Origin of the sequence: Marinomonas phaeophyticola, from assembly GCF_026966905.1 — a bacterium.
Taxonomy (GTDB): domain Bacteria; phylum Pseudomonadota; class Gammaproteobacteria; order Pseudomonadales; family Marinomonadaceae; genus Marinomonas; species Marinomonas phaeophyticola.
Window position 1 is genome coordinate 245,897 of sequence record NZ_JAPUBN010000013.1, and the last position, 20,047, is coordinate 265,943.

The following is a 20,047-nucleotide window of genomic DNA, read 5'->3' on the forward strand; positions in this document are numbered from 1 at the left end:
ACTAAAAGTGAGCGCTTGCAACGTGCTTGTATTCATTCAGATCACTCTGATGACGGTTTGAATCAGGTGATCTGAATAAAGCGTGTAGTATAAGGTAAGACTATTGTTTACAGAAAACACGAGCTTGTCTTGGTGTATAAATACCAAAGGTAATTATACCTAATAGGCCATTTACAAATGTTTGCTCTGTCTGTACTTTGACGACGTTATCCGCTCCGTGACAAATTTCAGCGGCATTGATTTGTTTTTCTTGGCCAATACCGCTAATAAAAAAGGATTGTTGGTTGTCGGCACCAGTATGTGGCGCATTGCTGTTTTCAAGGTTAAATGTCTGAGTGGCACAACCAAATAATAAACTGGATGTCATGGTAATTAGTAATAACTGCTTTTTCATATTATTTCTCCAAAAAACACAATAATTGAGCAAGGTTCGATTTTTACGAAAAGATATTAGCATTAAAAAACATCACTTTTCTAATAATACTCTCACTAATGCTGTTACATTTTGAAATAGATTAATGTTCAAAAATCAGGTAGGTTTTTAGGTGGTTATATTTAAATTTAATAAAATCAATTGCTTAAATTTAAGGCTATCGACGCTAAATTCTGTTCTGCTTTATTAACTAAGATTGATTTGTTTTCAATAAGATGTTTTTTTCATAAACAAAAAAACACGTCTTTTTAAAATGAGTTAAAGGGTTATAATAATGCCCGATTATTCCCCCTTTAAAAATACTCACTAGTTAGGCCTATCGATGAACGCTTGGTATCTCATTTGTTTTCTCTCGGCATTAGCGGTGTTAATCGCTTTTACCAATCAATTTATCCTTAAAATGCAAACGACGATTGCGATAACAACGGGCTCAGTGGTGATCTCATTACTATTGATTATTGCCGTTAAAATGCTGGGCGATGAAACGGCGTTATTTATTACTCAGGTCGTATCTGATATCGACTTTAATCAGTTGTTGTTGGAAGGTATGTTGGGTTTTTTATTGTTTGCTGGCGCGTTAGAGATTGATTTAAATGCCTTAAAAAAACAAAAGTGGGAAATCACCATACTGGTGTTGTTTTCTACCTTAACATCGACCTTTATTGTTGGATTATTAAGTTATTACACCTTTCAATTATTTGGATTCCCCGTCGACTTTATTTATTGCCTCCTCTTCGGAGCGTTGATCAGCCCAACAGACCCGATTGCGGTACTCGCTATCATTAAACAGATGAATGCCCCACAAGGCATATCGATTCAAGTTGAAGGTGAATCTCTATTCAATGATGGGGTCGGTTTGGTTATTTTTACGACTATTTTTTCCGTGGCCTTTTATGGTACAGAGGCTAATTTTGAAGGTATTGCAGAGCTTTTCTTAGTTGATGCGATCGGTGGGATCCTCTTTGGTCTTGGTATTGCTGTCTTTGGGCATTTCGTAATTATTAATTGCCGAGACATGAATATTCGTTTATTGGTAACACTGACGATCCCTTCGGCTGGTTTTGCTCTAGCCAATATTTGGGGGATTTCTGGTGCTTTGGCTATGGTTACTTGTGGCATCTTAATGGGCAATATAACGCGTCCAAAAGCATCAAAAAGGAGAGGTCCAGATGGCACACGCTATGTAAAAGATTTCTGGCATGCAACTGACAGTTTCTTAAATGCACTGTTATTTTTGATCATAGGGATGCTCATTGTTACCATTCCACTGACCTGGGAAATACTTGGGTTAGGCTTACTGATGATACCGATTGTATTGATTGCTCGTTTTATCAGCGTTGGTAGCCCTTATTTAGTTTTTAAGCGTTATCGTGACTATGATAAGCATTCAGTGAAAATATTAACCTGGGGCGGTCTTCGAGGAGGATTAGCCTTAGCTATGGCGGCGGCAATCCCATCAGGCCAAATCCATATTCTGACCTATGATTTGCATGATTTAATGGTCGTCATTACTTATACCGTAGTAATTTTCTCTATTATTGTTCAAGGTCTCACTATCTCTCCTTTAATAGAAAAAAGCATCCAAGCGGCCGAGGAAAAAGCAAAACGCTAATAACGATCCTAATACTAATTCAAACACTTATAACCGCTCTTAACTTTATACGTTAGCGAAAGTTAACCGCCACAACAAGTTATAAAGATAAGGCTCATCTTCGGGTGAACCTTATCTTCTCAAAAACCTTTATCTCGTTGAAACACAATTTTTAGTCAATCGGTGTTTAAAAAACAGAGTAAAGAAATAAACACTCCCGCCCCGCTTTATTCAATTAAGATAGATAATAGGTTGGTAAGGATTTTTCTTATTATTAGAAGGCGCTTATATTATGTTATCTAAATTGTTTTCGCCCTTAAAAGCACGTTCATCTAAAAAACTTCCTGAAACTTTGCCTGAAAAAGAGTTCATTGCATTGTTTGCTCTTATGATCTCGTTAAGTGCTTTAAGTGTGGATTCAATGCTGCCAGCTTTTCCTCATATTGCTGAGTCTCTTGCGGTTGATGACTATCAAAAGACGCAATGGATAGTGTCCGTAATGATCTTTGGAATGGCGTTTGGAGAAATCTTGTTTGGGCCATTATCGGATGCGATTGGGCGCAAAAAGAGCATTCTTATCGGTGTTGGTATCTATATTGTAGGGACGTTAATTGCTGTGTTTGCTACCTCTTTGAGTGTCTTTCTGGTTGGTCGTTTTATCCAAGGCCTGGGTGTGTCTGGGCCGAAAATTGCCTCTAGAGCATTAATTAGAGACCTTTATACTGGGTCGGCAATGGCTCGAATTATGTCTTTTATCACCATGTTCTTCATTTTAGTCCCTTTGCTTGCACCTTCAATAGGACAGCTTGTCATTGAGGTGGCCAATTGGCGCTGGATTTTTACCTTGTTGATTGTTCAGGCTCTCATTGCCGCTTTATGGTTAATCATTAGACAGCCGGAAACGTTATCGATATCGAACCGTACTCCTTTAAATCGAAAGCGCCTTTTGATCGCTGCAAAAACCATTGTTATGCGTCGTGACGTCATGGCTTTAACTCTGTTGTTAGGCAGTATTTTTGCGGGGATGATGCTTTATATCAGTACCGCACAATCTATTTTTCAGGACGTCTACCAAACAGGAGATAAGTTTCCATTGTATTTTGCTATGTTGGCAGCTGGCATTGCGATAGTGAGTTTTTCTAACGGAAAAATGGTTCAGCGAGTAGGGATGTTTCGTTGTGTGTTAACGGTATTGACTGTCTTGTTTATCGCCTCTTCTAGCTTGCTTATCTGTGCGCTTTTTTATAATGGTGTTCCGCCGTTCCCTCTTTTTATGGCGCTGGGTATGGTTATGATTTCCTGTGTTGGTATGGTGTTCGGTAATGTCAACGCAATGGCTATGGAACCTTTAGGGAAAACCGCAGGTCTCGGCGCCTCTATTATTTCTTCTCTATCCAGCTTGTTCGCGATCATACTGTCGGTAGTTGTAGGGCAACTTTATCACTTCACCATCACCCCTTTTGCGGGTGGTTTTATGGTATTTTCAATGATGGCTTTAGGAATGTTATTTATTTCAAGGAAAAGTAAGAAAATACGGTGATAGGCTCTGTTTGTGCCTTCTTCGATAAATAATAAATATGATAAAAGAAGATTACGATTAATCAGAGGTATTGAGAAATGATCCAGTAATACGGTCACTTTACACGAGAGGGCTGGTGATGCTAGTTTTAATCAAAAAAATATAAACGTTCTGTTTAATTTGTAGTATGGATAATAGGAATAATTTCAGTACTCTAAAAAGAGTAGAAGGAGCATGGAATAAATGGAGCTAGCATCGTATTTTCTTTACTGGGGTAAAGCTCAAAAAAATGAGCTTGAATCTAAAGGTGATCCATACCATTTATTACCCTACCATAGCTTGGATGTAGCAGCGGTGGGAGCTAGGTTATTAGGGCCAGAAACCGAACTTGCTAAAAATATTGCCGAGTTTCTTGGTTTAGAACCGCAAGATCTCACTACATTGTTTGCTTTCTTTCTGGCATTGCATGACCTAGGGAAGTTTTCTTCCGCCTTTCAGGCTCTTTTTAAAGACGAGCTAGGCTATTTATTCGCAGCAAACCCGAACCGACAGTATGATGGTCGAGAATTTCGTCACGACCGCTTAGGGCTATATTTTTGGAATACAATAAGGGATTGTGACGAACTTTACTCTAGGGCGCTAAACATTGATGAAGAAGTAGAGTGTTCGCAAACCTTAATGGTCTTTATGAACTGCGTGCTAGGTCATCATGGTAAGCCTATAAATACAGATAACCTTAGAGCACTGACTCCTTATATAGAGCGGAAACAAAATATTTTCGCAGCAGAGCAGTTTGCTCTTGATGCGTTTCATCTTATCCAGCCTCGCCTTCCCATTGAAAAATTAGTTGATCGTGGATGGCGTCAACGACTCAAACAAGTCAGTTGGACATTAGCGGGTGTCGCGGTTTTAGCTGATTGGGTCGGATCAGATCAAACTTACTTCCATTATTGCTCTACTCCTATGGGATTAGATCAATATTGGCCTATCGCCCAACAACGCGCAAAACAAGCGTTAAACGCGACAGATTTAAGTGAACACTACGAAAAATCCCCTTTTGAATCCATTGAAAAGCACTTTGGCTTTACACCAACCCCATTACAGCAATGGGCGCAAGACGTTGAAATAGACGATAGCCCACAGCTTTTCATACTCGAAGATGTGACTGGAGCAGGAAAAACCGAAGCCGCCTTAGCCTTAACCCATAGGCTATTAGCAGCCAATGCTGCGGATGGCTTTTATTTTGGCTTACCTACCATGGCAACCTCGAACGCCATGTATAAACGCGTGTTTGACAGCTATCAAATGATGTTTAAGGCGGATGAAGTCAAGCCAAGTATTGTGCTAGCACATGGCGCAAGAGAAATGAACGAGTTGTTTCAGTCGAGTCTTTTATCTTCATCAAAAGATGATAGCGATTATTCATCAAGTGACCAAACCGCAACAGCACAGTGTAATCAATGGTTAAGTGACTCTCGTAAAAAAGCGCTGCTGGCGCCTGTTGGCGTGGGCACCATTGACCAAGCGTTACTTGCTGTTTTGCCTCGTCGTCATCAGTCATTGCGTTTATTAGGTTTGCATCGAAAAGTGCTGGTTTTTGATGAAGTTCACGCCGCCGATGAATATATGTTCGAGCTGCTAGAAAGTTTATTGTCATTGCACCTTCATCAGGGTGGCAGTGCGATATTGCTAACGGCGACGTTATCTATGGAGCAAAGGCAACGTTTGGCGCATATTTATTTGAAAGAGAGTGGTTTAAAAGAAAGCCAGTACTCCCATTTGATACCAACAAATTATCATTTCCCTCTTGCGACAAAGGTGTCCCTTACATCCGAAATACCATTAATGGAACATGAGCTTGAAAGTCGTGCCGATGTGAGCCGCTTTGTTGAAGTAGCTTATTTAGAAAGTGAAGAAGCTGTTTTTAGCAAAGTGTTAGAATCGGTCGAAAAAGGCGAGATTGTCGTGTGGATACGTAACTCAGTAGACGATGCCCTAAAAGCTTACCAAGCCATCCATTCACGTATGGCGAACCCAGAGAATGCTTTGTTATTCCATAGTCGCTTTATGCTGGATGACCGTCAGTTGATTGAGAAACAAGTTTTAGCTTGCTTTGGTAAAGACAGCAATGCAAAAGACCGCGTAGGCAAGGTGCTTATCGCTACACAAGTTTTTCAAGAAAGCTTAGACGCCGATGCCGATGTGATGATTTCAGATATTTGCCCAATTGATGATTTGATACAACGGGCTGGTCGTCTTCATCGTCATACACGCAACGAACACAGAACCTACCAATCCGGTATTACCGATACTCGTCCTAGTCCTGTTTTGTATCTGCATGCACCAGTTTGGTCAGATGAGCCAGCTGTTGACTGGTTATCGCAAGATTTTATTAATACGCAATACGTTTATCGTTCCCCGGGCCGCTTATGGTTGGGAATGAAAAAGTTGAAAGAATTAGGCGGCATCAAAATGCCAGAACAGGTAAGGGATCTTATTGAAGCGGTTTATTCAAGCGCGGCATTTGATCAAATACCGAAGACGCTATTGAAGCTTGAACAAGACACCCAAGGCGATGAACTGGCAAAAGCCAATAAAGCTAAATCAAACCGACTGAAATGGCAGGACTATGGTTACAGTGATCACAGTAATCAATATTGGTTTGATGATGACTCGGACATTAGCACTCGTCATAGCGATATAGAAACCGTTAATGTGTTGTTACTAAAAAGAAATGGGGATGGTCAATTAGAGCCAAGAGTCAGCCACCCTAAATTTGCTGTTCAGCTTAGTACACTCAAAATATCAAAAAATAAATACGCCGCGAAACTCACTCAACTATCAGAAGATGAAGGTGATGATCTGGCGCAACGCTATCCCAGCAGCAAATATTTACAATCTTGGCTACCGGAAGGCGATACAGAATTTGAATATAACAACAGGTTTGGGTTTAAAGAAACGAACAATAAGGACATGTTATGAATCTAGTAAAAGATCCTTGGTTGCCGATGCGGTTAGAAGATGGCTCGGAGCAGGTGTTGCCGATGAGCCAGATCAGCCGATCTGACGTGGTGGATTTCGCGTTGCCACGGGCCGATTTTCAAGGCGCAGCTTATCAGTTTGTTATTGGTTTATTGCAAACCGTGCTCGCGCCGAAAGACCAAAGTGAATGGGTTAGTCTGTTTGAAACACCACCTTCACAAGAAACCTTAGAAAACGCTTTTCAAAAGGTTGAGCATGCTTTTCATGGTGAAGGAGATGGCTCTTTGTTTATGCAGGATTTCGATCTATTGGAAAAGCAAAAGCCAACGACGGTTTCCGGTTTGCTTATAGAAGCGCCCGGTGAAAATGGCGTAAAGAACAACACTGACCACTTTATTAAGCGTGGGATTGGCGAACAGATGACGTTAGAAATGGCTCTGTTAGCGCTTTTTACTCTGCAAATTAATGCACCGGCTGGTGGTGCCGGGCATCGGGTCGGACTTCGTGGTGGTGGGCCGTTAACTACCTTGATACAACCGTCCACAGAAGGAGCAACACTGTGGCAAAAGCTTTGGTTCAACGTGATTAATCGTGAAAACTGGGTTTATGATGACCCTGATTTTACCGATGGTTCAGTGTTTCCTTGGTTAGCTCCAACTAGGTTGAGTGATAAAAAAGGCACTGAGATCTATGAAAGTAGCGTTCATCCTTTGCACATGTTTTGGGCCATGCCACGCCGTATTCGCCTTGAAGTGCAAGACAAAAGCGGCACGTGCCAGATTTCAGGCAAAACCACCTCAAAATTGGTTACTGAGTACCGTACACAAAACTACGGTCACAACTATTCTGGTAATTGGTCGCATCCGTTTACACCTTATAAAGGTGACCCTAAAAAGCCAGAAGCCGAATGGCTATCTATTAAAGGTCAACCAGGCGGTATTCATTACAAAATTTGGGATGTTTTAACTTTTTCGAGTAGTGAGTCGGCGCAAAAGTGTGCGAAAGCTATTTCTCATTTTGAAAGCATCGCCTTTAATACTAAAACCTTCAAGCAGGTCAGACCTCGTGTTTGGGCATTTGGTTACGATATGGACAACATGAAAGCCCGTTGTTGGTATAGCTCCAGTATGCCTCTGTTTCAGTTTGGTCCAGAGCAGCAAGATGAATTATTGGTTGAGGTAAAATGCCTACAAAAGCTTTCGTCTGATGCCTTATGGCACTTACGGTCTGAGGTCAAAGCGGCTTGGTTTGAGAGCCCAAGTGACGCCAAGGGAGATATGTCTTTTATTGATCTTGAATTCTGGCAACGTACAGAGAATCTATTCTTTGATGCCATTGCCAAGTTAATGAAAGAAGTAGAAAACGATAGACAACAGCTTTCTTCCGAGGCTGCTAAAAAATGGCTGACGAAACTGCAATCTGTTGTGCTGGATTTGTTTGATGAATACGCCTTGTCTGAACTGGGTTCCGAGCGAACCATGATAAAGCGTATTGAAGCAAGGCGGTCGTTATCGGGCTGGTTATATGGCGGTAAAGACATTAAAGCGTTTAAAACCAATCATAAAATTGAAACGAAGCAGGAGGTGAGTTAATGGATGATCAAGAGTTCAAAGTGATAAGTCGCTGGTGGCAAAGTATGTTTCTAGATGTCTCAGCATTGAAAGAAAAGCATATCCAACCAGCACCAACGGCGCATAAAGCCGAATTGAAACGTTGCGACACGGCGGACGATGTTATGTTGCTAGAAGGCTTTCGAGCTTTATGGATGGCATTGTTGGATAACGGGCTTGAGGAAACTTTGCTGCAGATGACTAAAGAACGACAAACCCAAAAGCTTGAATCCTGGGCAACCGTCGCGGCTGTTTTGGTTCATATCAAGCAAGATAATGGCGAAAAATTGGCAGTTCAAGCGGGGAAGAAACTGGATAAACAGAATAAACCAACGGATAAATCCATTGTCAGTGAGTTGCGCTTTGCCAAGTTGCAAAATACGCCAACGCCAGATGATTTTTTAAAACGCTTGCGTCGTATTATTCAACAACTAGATGGCAAAGTGTCTCCAACCAAAGTGGCTGCCGACATATTGCAATGGTTTGACGAGCATTACGACAGACAACCGCGCAAAGCGGATAAGCGAATTACCGTGCAATGGGCGATGGATTATTACCTATCTGCCAATCAAAAAGCGTCTAAATCTACTACAACCAATTAATCTAAAAGGGAATTCACATGAGCCAATTTATTCAACTTCATATCCTAACGTCTTACGCACCGTCTAATTTAAACCGTGATGATCTTGGTCGTCCGAAAACCGCGAAAATGGGGGGCTTTGATCGCTTGCGCGTCAGCTCACAAAGTTTAAAGCGTAACTGGCGCTGTTCTGAGGTTTTTGAATCGTCACTAGCGGACAATATAGGCAAACGCACTAAGCGTTTTGGTCAGCAAGTGTTTGATTTGATGATTACGAAAGGTGCTTCTGAAAAGAACGCCAAAGCATGGGCTGCGGATATAGCAGGTTTATTTGGTAAAATCAAAAAAGACTCTTTAGAAATTGAACAACTAGCACACATCAGTCCAGAAGAACAAACAGCGGCGTTTGAGTTAGCAGCAGTTTTAGTAGAAGAAAATCGATCGCCAAAAGACGAAGAAAAAAGTTTATTACGTCAAAATCAAAGCGCTGTTGATATTGCTTTATTTGGTCGTATGTTAGCCTCTAGTCCTCGTTTTAATGTGGAAGCAGCTTGCCAAGTGGCCCACGCACTGAGTGTTCACAGCGTAGTTGTGGAAGACGATTACTTTACCGCAGTAGATGACCTGAACGACGGCAAAGAAGACTCTGGCTCTTCCCATATTGGCGAATCGGGCTTTGCAGCGGCGTTATTCTATAACTACATTTGTATCAATAAATCCCAGTTAATTGACAACCTAAATGGCGATGAAGCCTTAGCTAATAAAGCCATTCAAGCGCTGACGGAAGCCGCTGTAAAAGTATCGCCAAAAGGCAAGCAAAACAGCTTCGCTTCTCGTGCTTACGCCAGCTATGTGTTAGCCGAAAAAGGTGAATATCAGCCACGTTCCTTGTCGGCGGCTTTTTTAAAACCGATTGCGGGTGGCGACCAAGCGGGTGATGCAATTAAAGCGCTTAATAAACAGGCCGAGAATTTCGATAAAGTCTATGGTGAATGCGCGGAAGTGCGTTATGCCATTGATGCAGTAAATGGCGAAGGCTCATTTGAAGAATTAAAAGCCTTTGTTGCTCAGTAGGGAGCCCGAATCATGAAGGATTATTTAGTATTTCGGCTCTATGGCCCCATGGCAAGTTGGGGACAACCCGCTGTCGGTGGAGACCGAGCGACAGCGATTGCGCCAACTCGTTCCGCCATTCTCGGTTTGCTGGGAGCAGCCCTAGGTATTAAGCGTGATGATGCGCAGCAACTAGACGCCTTGCACACTAGCGTTCAAGTGGCGACTAAACAGGTAACGTCAACCAGTTTATTGCGGGATTTTCATACAGCTGAAGTTCCTAGTCAAAGTTCAAAAAATCGGTATAAAAAGGAGATTGTTACTCGAAAAGATGAGCTTGAAGCAATTACTCCAAAAGATAACCCGGTTCTTTCTAAACGAGACTATCGGTGTGATGGTATTTGGATTGTGGCTATTTCATTAACGCAAGACAGCCATTTTGGGCTAGAACAACTAAAGCAAGCGCTTATTAAGCCTGTTTATGTGCTGTCGTTAGGCAGAAAGTCTTGTCCTCTGGCTGCACCTTTAATGCCCGTGTTGTTGGCATCTGTCAGCTTAAGAGAGGCACTAGATCACTCGTTCCCAAGCATTATAGACAGTGATAAGCCGCGTTTAGATGATATTTGGTTACCGCCTAATACGTTATCAACTTACACATGGGAAGGAAACGTTGACGAGTTCCCCGGTGAAACTGCACTGACCACTCACCCTTGGGATGATCCAATTAACCGCGACCGTTGGCAGTTTAAGCAGCGCACTATGCATCAAATAATGGTGCAGCAAATAACCCAGCATCAAGCCAAAATAGAGGAGGCCTAAATGTATTTGTCTAAAGTATCGTTTCAAGCCTCGCAGCAAGCTCGGCAGCTACTGCTTGGTTTTGGAGGCAAAGGTGTTTATTCCACCCATCAAATGTTATGGCAGCTATTTACGGAAGAAGACAAGCGGTCTTTTTTGTTTCGTGAAGAACAAAGTGCAGATGGGTCTAAAGCATTTTTTGTTTTGTCATCAGTAAAACCAGAATCAGACGAAAGTGCTTTTAGTGTTCAAACAAAAGTATTAACGCCAAAACTGCAAAGTGGTCAGCGATTGAGCTTTACCTTACGGGCGAACCCTACTGTTTGCACTACGGATGAAAAGGGGAAGTCAAAGCGCCATGATGTCATGATGCATGCGAAAAAAGCGGCGAAAGAGAGTGGCGTTTCAGACAATGAAGAAATTCGTTTACTCATGGAGCGGGCGGCTCAAGAATGGATTGCCAATCCAAAACGCCTAGATAATTGGGGGGTCACTCTCGATTTTTTACCAGAGGTGCAAACTTATGTGCAGCACCGTAGTGATAAAAATAGAGAAGATAAAATTCGCTTTTCCAGTGTGGATTATCAAGGCGTGCTGACTGTGCAAGATCCTGAGAAATTTCTTGCGCAGTTAGAGAAAGGCTTCGGAAGAGCTAAATCACTGGGCTGTGGTTTGATGTTAATAAAGTCTATTTAGCTTCGTTGAAAGAGCCAAGTAATTTGGTTCTTTCTGTTTGACTTAAGGAGAAGAAAAATGAAGCCAAAGCTACAGGTGCTTGAACAAGATATTTCGACTATGACTAAGGATGGTATTGAATATATTTGCATAACCGACATAGCGCGATTTAAGAATAAAGATCAAACCGATGATCTAATACGAAATTGGCTGCGTAACCGCAATACGATTGAGTTTTTAGGGATTTGGGAGCAACTGAACAACTCGGATTTTAAACCCGTCGAATTCGACGGGTTTAAAAAGGAAGCAGGATTAAACAGCTTCGCATTAACGCCAAAACAGTGGATTAGTAAGACATCGGCTATTGGTATTATTTCTAAGCCGGGTCGCTATGGCGGAACTTATGCACAAAAAGACATTGCCTTTGAGTTCGCAAGTTGGATATCGGTCGAGTTTAAGCTTTATCTTATTAAAGAGTTCCAACGTCTTAAAGAACAGGAATTTCAGCATATTGGTTGGGATATACGACGCAATTTAGCAAAAGTTAACTACCTTATTCATACCGACGCCATTAAAGAAAACCTTATTCCAGATACGCTAACACCACAACAAATCCAGTTTGTCTATGCCAGTGAAGCAGACGTATTAAATGTGGCTCTGTTTGGCGTCACTGCAAAGCAATGGAAAGAGATCAATCCATCATTAAACGGTAATCTTCGTGATCACGCCAATGTCCACCAATTAGTCTGTCTTGCGAACCTCGAATCACTTAACGCGCATTTTATAGCACAGGGCATTCATCAATCAGAGCGAGTTGTTAAATTAAATGAGTTAGCCATTCGTCAAATGGGTATATTAACCAAAAACGAATTGTCGATGCGACTTCAGCAAGAGGGAAAATAATGGCAGGCTTTATTCCTTTAAAGCCCATTCCAATAAAAGACCGAAATTCCATGATCTTTGTTGGTATGGGGAGAATTGATGTACGAGATGGTGCTTTTGTTGTTATTGATGATGTTAATGGCGAGAGAATGCATATCCCCGTTGGATCAATCGCATGCTTAATGCTAGAACCTGGAACCCGCATTAGTCACGCCGCAATAAAACTTGCTTCAACCACAGGAACCTTAGTGATTTGGGTTGGGGAAGCGGGTGTTCGTCTTTATTCAGCGGGTCAGCCTGGTGGGGCTAGATCAGACAAGCTTCTCTACCAAGCACAACTTGCCTTAGATGAATCATTACGGCTTAAAGTCGTCCGAAAAATGTTTGAAATTCGCTTTGGTGAAGCACCACAGCGCAGAAGTGTCGATCAACTTCGTGGTATTGAAGGCGCAAGGGTTCGACAAATTTATCAAATGCTAGCCAAGCAATATAGCGTCCAGTGGAATGGTCGTCGTTACGACCCAAAAGACTGGGAGGCAGGCGACAAAGTAAACCAATGCCTTAGTGCTGCAACCTCATGCTTATACGGTGTGACTGAAGCGGCCATACTTGCCGCAGGTTATGCGCCAGCCATTGGTTTTCTGCATACTGGAAAACCACTTTCTTTTGTGTATGACATCGCAGATTTAATCAAATTTGAAACCGTTGTGCCTATAGCATTCAGAATCGCTGCCAAATCCCCTTATCAACCCGATAAAGAAGTCCGTATAGCCTGTCGAGAAGTTTTTCGTTCTGAAAAAGTGCTAAAAAGATTGATACCACTGATTGAAGAAGTTCTCTCTGCCGGGGAAATAGAACCACCAAAAGCACCGGAAGATTCTCAGCCACCTGCGATACCTGAGCCTGAATCCATTGGCGATACTGGGCATAGGAATAAGTAGCCATGGCAATGATTACCGTTGTGACGGAAACCGTTCCGCCTCGTTTAAGAGGACGATTAGCTGTTTGGTTATTAGAAGTTCGAGCTGGCGTTTATGTCGGTGATGTAACAAGACGTGTCAGAGAAATGATTTGGGAGCAAGTAGAAGAGTTAGCGGAAGAGGGCAATGTGGTAATGGTGTGGGCAACAAATACAGAATCCGGTTTTGATTTTATTACCTACGGCAAAAATCGAAGAATGCCCATTGATTTAGATGGGTTAAGGCTTGTTACATTTACGCCAGATAACGAATAAATATAGAAAGATTGCTCTTTAAAAAGTTGGTAGAAATTTAAAGAGATTATTTCTCTTTATAGAACAATAGTATACATTTAGAGAGTTCCCCGAGCACACGGGGATAAACCGTCTCCACAGATATAAAATTCGGATCGATTTTCGAGTTCCCCGAGCACACGGGGATAAACCGCTTAAACAACTATGTTTGTTAATGCAACAACCGAGTTCCCCGAGCACACGGGGATAAACCGCGCCTAACTGTGTAGAGTCCATTTGATTTACTGAGTTCCCCGAGCACACGGGGATAAACCGAGGTTAAGGGCTTAAAGCGCAATCAGCAGAAAGAGTTCCCCGAGCACACGGGGATAAACCGTAATTAAAACGCTAAGCGAGAAATATCCTCGAGAGTTCCCCGAGCACACGGGGATAAACCGCAAAAGAAATAGCGGACAATCTGCTATCACTCGAGTTCCCCGAGCACACGGGGATAAACCGTCACAAACATAGAAAAATCAGACGCAACATATGAGTTCCCCGAGCACACGGGGATAAACCGATAATTAATTCAACTTTTGGCGCAAAGTCACCGAGTTCCCCGAGCACACGGGGATAAACCGTCTCCACAGATATTAAATTTGGTTCAATCTTTGAGTTCCCCGAGCACACGGGGATAAACCGCACGTTTACCCGCGTCCGTGTCACTGCGACGCGAGTTCCCCGAGCACACGGGGATAAACCGGTTTTTCTTTAGGTTTCCTTGACTTAATTTAAGAGTTCCCCGAGCACACGGGGATAAACCGATGATACGATTTATCTAACGGAAGATGACGGAGAGTTCCCCGAGCACACGGGGATAAACCGCAAAGCGCGACCACGGCGGTGTTGGTGCTATCGAGTTCCCCGAGCACACGGGGATAAACCGAGTCGATTGTTCGTGGCGTATATCCCCAGGGCGAGTTCCCCGAGCACACGGGGATAAACCGTGCATTAACTAGCTCATTGGGTGCAGCAACAGGAGTTCCCCGAGCACACGGGGATAAACCGGATAATTAATGACAACAAACAGATTTGAGCCGGAGTTCCCCGAGCACACGGGGATAAACCGTTTTCCAGAGTCGAATTGACCCATTCGGTGCTGAGTTCCCCGAGCACACGGGGATAAACCGTGATGTCATTCGCTAGCACAGGCGGTGGCCCAGAGTTCCCCGAGCACACGGGGATAAACCGTTGGTGGCTTTAGCCCAAAGCCGTTGAACGACGAGTTCCCCGAGCACACGGGGATAAACCGAAATTGATTACCCAGTTTCAACGTATTTCACTGAGTTCCCCGAGCACACGGGGATAAACCGTTTACAATGAAGATTCGCCGTATAAAGGTGTTGAGTTCCCCGAGCACACGGGGATAAACCGACGCTGAAATAGCGTTCAATAATTCTGCCGACGAGTTCCCCGAGCACACGGGGATAAACCGAAAATGTCGGCGGAATTAAGTGATGAAAACAAGAGTTCCCCGAGCACACGGGGATAAACCGGCGAGAGAGGGAAAAGACAATGATTAAATTAAGAGTTCCCCGAGCACACGGGGATAAACCGCGGGTACAAGCGCATTCACAGCAACAGAAATAGAGTTCCCCGAGCACACGGGGATAAACCGTTTTGTCCGATAGCGGCTCGTTGACTCCTGCAGAGTTCCCCGAGCACACGGGGATAAACCGCAAATACATACTGACAGACGCGAACGCGACTTGAGTTCCCCGAGCACACGGGGATAAACCGTTTTTAACGCTTTCGGGAAAGCTTGCAGTAATGAGTTCCCCGAGCACACGGGGATAAACCGGTATAAATTTACAATTTCTTGACAAAAAAGCCGAGTTCCCCGAGCACACGGGGATAAACCGCTTGTCTTGCTCGGACTTTATACGCTCGTCGAGAGTTCCCCGAGCACACGGGGATAAACCGTTACCTACTGCTCTACTTGATGACACATCACAGAGTTCCCCGAGCACACGGGGATAAACCGCGAATTGCGCCACCCATTAAATAAACAGATACGAGTTCCCCGAGCACACGGGGATAAACCGATTTTTATTGGTAATCGGGTAAAAAAAACACAGAGTTCCCCGAGCACACGGGGATAAACCGCGTACCTGTCGTAATAGCGTACAAAAACTTATGAGTTCCCCGAGCACACGGGGATAAACCGGACGGGAAATACCGAGGCAATCTTGGTGTTCTGAGTTCCCCGAGCACACGGGGATAAACCGCGACAAGGCTACGACATGGAGACGACGATAAAGAGTTCCCCGAGCACACGGGGATAAACCGTTCCGCTTTATTACAGTTCACACATGGCATACGAGTTCCCCGAGCACACGGGGATAAACCGTTCATTACTTATAGGAATGGTTCTATTTTTACGAGTTCCCCGAGCACACGGGGATAAACCGTTAGGATATGTTTATCGAAATGATGAAACCCCGAGTTCCCCGAGCACACGGGGATAAACCGGGTGTGTCGAATTTAGCTGCATTTTTTACGATGAGTTCCCCGAGCACACGGGGATAAACCGCAGTAATCCAAGATTATTCAGCAATGCTCGACGAGTTCCCCGAGCACACGGGGATAAACCGGTCTGATTTAATTATTGATATTCCATGGGATAGAGTTCCCCGAGCACACGGGGATAAACCGGGTTGTTTCTTTGCTAGCATTTGGTTGGCAAAGAGTTCCCCGAGCACACGGGGATAAACCGATAGAGGAAGGGGCAAAGGCGCTTGTGCCGCTGAGTTCCCCGAGCACACGGGGATAAACCGAAACACAAAACTATGTTTCTGATATATGGGGAGAGTTCCCCGAGCACACGGGGATAAACCGGGCGGCATTATCGTGAATAAAGCCTATTTTTAGAGTTCCCCGAGCACACGGGGATAAACCGATTTATCGGTTGAATTTTCATGCCAATGCGGTGAGTTCCCCGAGCACACGGGGATAAATCGAACTGGATGCGGCATTTGCTGCTAACAACGCGGAGTTCCCCGAGCACACGGGGATAAACCGGAGGATCGATGCAGCGCGACCGGAGCGGAACGGAGTTCCCCGAGCACACGGGGATAAACCGGTGGGGTCAGTGGTAGCAATGAGGTTTTATGTGAGTTCCCCGAGCACACGGGGATAAACCGGTCAATGGCTTTCTCCCTCTAATGGTGACGGCGAGTTCCCCGAGCACACGGGGATAAACCGCTAATACTATGATGACAGGTCAGGCAGTAATCGAGTTCCCCGAGCACACGGGGATAAACCGGTTACTTTCTTGGCTTGTTGTAGTGCGGTTTGGAGTTCCCCGAGCACACGGGGATAAACCGGTTGATGCTGATACGACTGGCATTGATAAAGCGAGTTCCCCGAGCACACGGGGATAAACCGAGTTGTATCAAGATTATCATAACAAATATGCGGAGTTCCCCGAGCACACGGGGATAAACCGGCAACAACTGTTGCCGCTACGAGATATGAAGAGAGTTCCCCGAGCACACGGGGATAAACCGGAGGTGAGGCTGAACTGGCAGACGCGATTATTGAGTTCCCCGAGCACACGGGGATAAACCGTTGTGAGTGCTTTATTGTGACCGGACATAGTAGAGTTCCCCGAGCACACGGGGATAAACCGATCTGGCAACCAATCTATTTAAAAACTGATCAGAGTTCCCCGAGCACACGGGGATAAACCGCGTCACATGTATTACGTCACACGTTCGCAAGCGAGTTCCCCGAGCACACGGGGATAAACCGATATCAACTTTTGATAATCGTCGTTAGGAGAAGAGTTCCCCGAGCACACGGTGATAAACCGTGTAGGCGTGGAGGAGTTTCAAAAACTCACATGAGTTCCCCGAGCACACGGGGATAAACCGCAACGAGCGACATGATTACAGCTGCAAAAAGTGAGTTCCCCGAGCACACGGGGATAAACCGCCTTTAGAAAAATGATAAAAAACTACTTGCAAGAGTTCCCCGAGCACACGGGGATAAACCGAGCCTGAGAAATTTATGAATTTTTATGTAGGTGAGTTCCCCGAGCACACGGGGATAAACCGTCAAACTTTTCGATAAACCGATGGATTTCTTCGAGTTCCCCGAGCACACGGTGATAAACCGTGTAGGCGTGGAGGAGTTTCAAAAACTCACATGAGTTCCCCGAGCACACGGGGATAAACCGCAACGAGCGACATGATTACAGCTGCAAAAAGTGAGTTCCCCGAGCACACGGGGATAAACCGCCTTTAGAAAAATGATAAAAAACTACTTGCAAGAGTTCCCCGAGCACACGGGGATAAACCGAGCCTGAGAAATTTATGAATTTTTATGTAGGTGAGTTCCCCGAGCACACGGGGATAAACCGCCAGAAATCTATCTAAGAAGCTATTGTTGTTTGAGTTCCCCGAGCACACGGGGATAAACCGCCAGCTTGAGCTAAGAATCTTTGAGCGTTCGCGAGTTCCCCGAGCACACGGGGATAAACCGCGTTGACGAATTGAAGGCGACAATACAGGGTAGAGTTCCCCGAGCACACGGGGATAAACCGCGCGAAAGAACAAAACCCTAACGATGATATTCGAGTTCCCCGAGCACACGGGGATAAACCGGGTTGTCGGGACCTGATGCGCTCATTAAATTTGAGTTCCCCGAGCACACGGGGATAAACCGGGCAAGACAAGACTTGAGTGTGGTATTCACACGAGTTCCCCGAGCACACGGGGATAAACCGTCAGTTCAAAAAGGACAGAGCATTTCAGAAAGGAGTTCCCCGAGCACACGGGGATAAACCGCACAGTAAATTGTTTCCAATCGCTGTTTTTGGCGAGTTCCCCGAGCACACGGGGATAAACCGTACAAACTTTCGTAAACGTAACCATTGCCAAGGAGTTCCCCGAGCTCACGGGGATAAACCGATTTGCTGTTTGATTGCTTTTGTTAGTCTCATGAGTTCCCCGAGCACACGGGGATAAACCGCAATGACACACATTTGACACACCGCGCAAATTGAGTTCCCCGAGCACACGGGGATAAACCGCTAATCCAGTAATCTGGTTAAAATTATCAATAGAGTTCCCCGAGCACACGGGGATAAACCGCGTTTACAGCGTCAATTTAACATTGAAAAAGTGAGTTCCCCGAGCACACGGGGATAAACCGGCCAACCCGAAAAAGCCCGCGTTTACGCCTTGGAGTTCCCCGAGCACACGGGGATAAACCGGTCAGGAAAAACGCAGCTCGCAAGGCGTGTCAGAGTTCCCCGAGCACACGGGGATAAACCGTGCAAACGGTACCAGGGCAGGCTATACATTGAGAGTTCCCCGAGCACACGGGGATAAACCGGCTAAAGATATTCACAAGACAATAGTTGGCGAGAGTTCCCCGAGCACACGGGGATAAACCGTTGATTGATAAAGGCCGCCTGTTCACTTGGTAGAGTTCCCCGAGCACACGGGGATAAACCGCGACCTGAGTTAAAAGCATCAAAGTTAATGTTGAGTTCCCCGAGCACACGGGGATAAACCGTAATCATCAGAGCCGTTTGTCACACTGATTTTGAGTTCCCCGAGCACACGGGGATAAACCGTAATCATCAGAGCCGTTTGTCACACTGATTTTGAGTTCCCCGAGCACACGGGGATAAACCGATGAAAGCATTTTTAGATAAAATAGTAACATAGAGTTCCCCGAGCACACGGGGATAAACCGCTAAAACTCTTTAAATACAAACAGGAATAATTGAGTTCCCCGAGCACACGGGGATAAACCGTCGTGATTAGTCCTAACATCCGATTTGATTCGGAGTTCCCCGAGCACACGGGGATAAACCGATGCCCTAGTCAGGCTTGCCACTCAGATTATTAAATGTTGTAGCAGTTCTTAGAGTTCTAAAGTGAAAACTTAGTCCTAGAGTTGTAATTATTACAATCGAGCGAACAATATTTTTTCAGTGTGGATTACTAAGGTGTATTTACCGTACTAGATTCAGATATTCTAATTGAGCTATTTTAAAAAGGCTTTGGTTTTCCTAGTGATCAAAGAAGAAGGAGGTAGGATCCAACATTACAGGCATTAGAGTAAGCTATTGTAGCTATGACGAAGATTGCATAGAGTGTATTTGTATCATTAATATTAAGCGTTTTTAGGATGCGGATAATACAGAACGCTCGGTTGACGGTTGATTACAAAATCTTAACTTCATTGCGTTTTTGGGGATCTGGAAAAATTAAATAATAAGGGTTTTATGTCATAGAATATAGATGATATTTATTAATAGATTATATGTCCCCACTTATTTTAAAACAGAGACTTATGGCGTTTGAGGTAGTATAGAGGTTGATAGGTTAGCGACCTTTCGGGTATTGAGGTCGCTAAATAGAGCTTAGAACAAAGCGTCGATTCTTTGGGCCAGTTGAATGTCCTTTTCGGTTAAGGTGTTGCCTTCGTCATGGGTGGTGATGTGGATAACACAGCGGCTGAAGCTGACTTCCATGTCTGGGTGATGCATGATGAGATTGGCTTCCCAGGCAACGGCGTTGACAAAGGACATGGTTTTTAAAAATCCTTTAAATTCAAATGTTTTGGTTAATTTTTTACCGTTTTCTATCGTCCAGCTATCATCCAGTTGAGCGAGTGCGTTGTTTAAATCAGTCATAAGTCATTTCCTATTGAGTC

13 protein-coding genes and 1 CRISPR repeat array are annotated in these 20,047 nt (G+C 44.2%); of the genes, 11 read left to right on the top strand and 2 right to left on the bottom strand.

Translation table 11 applies throughout. The annotated features are described in order from the left end of the window. Positions 1–100: 100 nt before the first annotated feature. Positions 101–394, bottom strand: a complete 294-nt coding sequence (locus O1D97_RS07290) for a Bor family protein (RefSeq protein ID WP_269124264.1) — start codon at positions 392–394, stop codon at positions 101–103. A 361-nt stretch (positions 395–755) separates the two neighbouring features. Here O1D97_RS07290 and O1D97_RS07295 point away from each other — a divergent pair, with 361 nt between their 5' ends. From O1D97_RS07295 to cas2e, 11 genes are all read left to right on the top strand, one after another. Further along, positions 756–2,045, top strand: a complete 1,290-nt coding sequence (locus O1D97_RS07295) for a cation:proton antiporter (protein ID WP_269124266.1) — start codon at positions 756–758, stop codon at positions 2,043–2,045. Positions 2,046–2,316: 271 nt separating this feature from the next. Beyond that, positions 2,317–3,564, top strand: a complete 1,248-nt coding sequence (locus tag O1D97_RS07300; RefSeq protein ID WP_269124268.1) for a multidrug effflux MFS transporter — start codon at positions 2,317–2,319, stop codon at positions 3,562–3,564. Positions 3,565–3,786: 222 nt separating this feature from the next. Beyond that, positions 3,787–6,525 (top strand): CRISPR-associated helicase Cas3', encoded by a 2,739-nt coding sequence (gene cas3 / locus O1D97_RS07305; RefSeq protein WP_269124270.1) that lies wholly within the window; start codon positions 3,787–3,789, stop codon positions 6,523–6,525. Next, a complete protein-coding gene (casA, locus tag O1D97_RS07310) occupies positions 6,522–8,117 on the top strand; it encodes a type I-E CRISPR-associated protein Cse1/CasA (RefSeq protein WP_269124271.1) in 1,596 nt (531 codons plus the stop codon). Before cas3 ends, casA begins: the two co-directional genes overlap by 4 nt. After that, positions 8,117–8,737 (top strand): type I-E CRISPR-associated protein Cse2/CasB, encoded by a 621-nt coding sequence (casB, locus tag O1D97_RS07315; protein WP_269124273.1) that lies wholly within the window; start codon positions 8,117–8,119, stop codon positions 8,735–8,737. Before casA ends, casB begins: the two co-directional genes overlap by 1 nt. A gap of 17 nt (positions 8,738–8,754) precedes the next feature. After that, on the top strand, positions 8,755–9,789 hold the full coding sequence (gene cas7e, locus O1D97_RS07320) for a type I-E CRISPR-associated protein Cas7/Cse4/CasC (protein WP_269124275.1): 1,035 nt from the start codon (positions 8,755–8,757) through the stop codon (positions 9,787–9,789). Positions 9,790–9,801: 12 nt separating this feature from the next. Beyond that, positions 9,802–10,587 (top strand): type I-E CRISPR-associated protein Cas5/CasD, encoded by a 786-nt coding sequence (cas5e, locus tag O1D97_RS07325; protein ID WP_269124276.1) that lies wholly within the window; start codon positions 9,802–9,804, stop codon positions 10,585–10,587. Beyond that, positions 10,588–11,262: a type I-E CRISPR-associated protein Cas6/Cse3/CasE gene (gene cas6e, locus O1D97_RS07330; RefSeq protein WP_269124278.1), complete on the top strand. Its 675-nt coding sequence runs from the start codon at positions 10,588–10,590 to the stop codon at positions 11,260–11,262. Positions 11,263–11,319: 57 nt separating this feature from the next. Beyond that, on the top strand, positions 11,320–12,144 hold the full coding sequence (locus O1D97_RS07335; RefSeq protein WP_269124280.1) for a KilA-N domain-containing protein: 825 nt from the start codon (positions 11,320–11,322) through the stop codon (positions 12,142–12,144). Beyond that, on the top strand, positions 12,144–13,064 hold the full coding sequence (cas1e, locus tag O1D97_RS07340; RefSeq protein ID WP_269124282.1) for a type I-E CRISPR-associated endonuclease Cas1e: 921 nt from the start codon (positions 12,144–12,146) through the stop codon (positions 13,062–13,064). Before O1D97_RS07335 ends, cas1e begins: the two co-directional genes overlap by 1 nt. A gap of 2 nt (positions 13,065–13,066) precedes the next feature. After that, entirely contained in the window at positions 13,067–13,357 is a 291-nt protein-coding gene (gene cas2e, locus O1D97_RS07345) for a type I-E CRISPR-associated endoribonuclease Cas2e (RefSeq protein ID WP_269124283.1), read from the top strand. Positions 13,358–13,439: 82 nt separating this feature from the next. Then, a CRISPR array of direct repeats spans positions 13,440–19,203; the repeat unit is 29 nt; unit sequence GAGTTCCCCGAGCACACGGGGATAAACCG. 551 nt (positions 19,204–19,754) lie between these two features. Here cas2e and O1D97_RS07350 read toward each other — a convergent pair. Beyond that, the gene (locus tag O1D97_RS07350; RefSeq protein WP_269124285.1) at positions 19,755–20,027 is read right to left on the bottom strand and encodes a 4a-hydroxytetrahydrobiopterin dehydratase; all 273 of its coding nucleotides are present in this window, start codon (positions 20,025–20,027) and stop codon (positions 19,755–19,757) included. Positions 20,028–20,047: the final 20 nt, after the last annotated feature.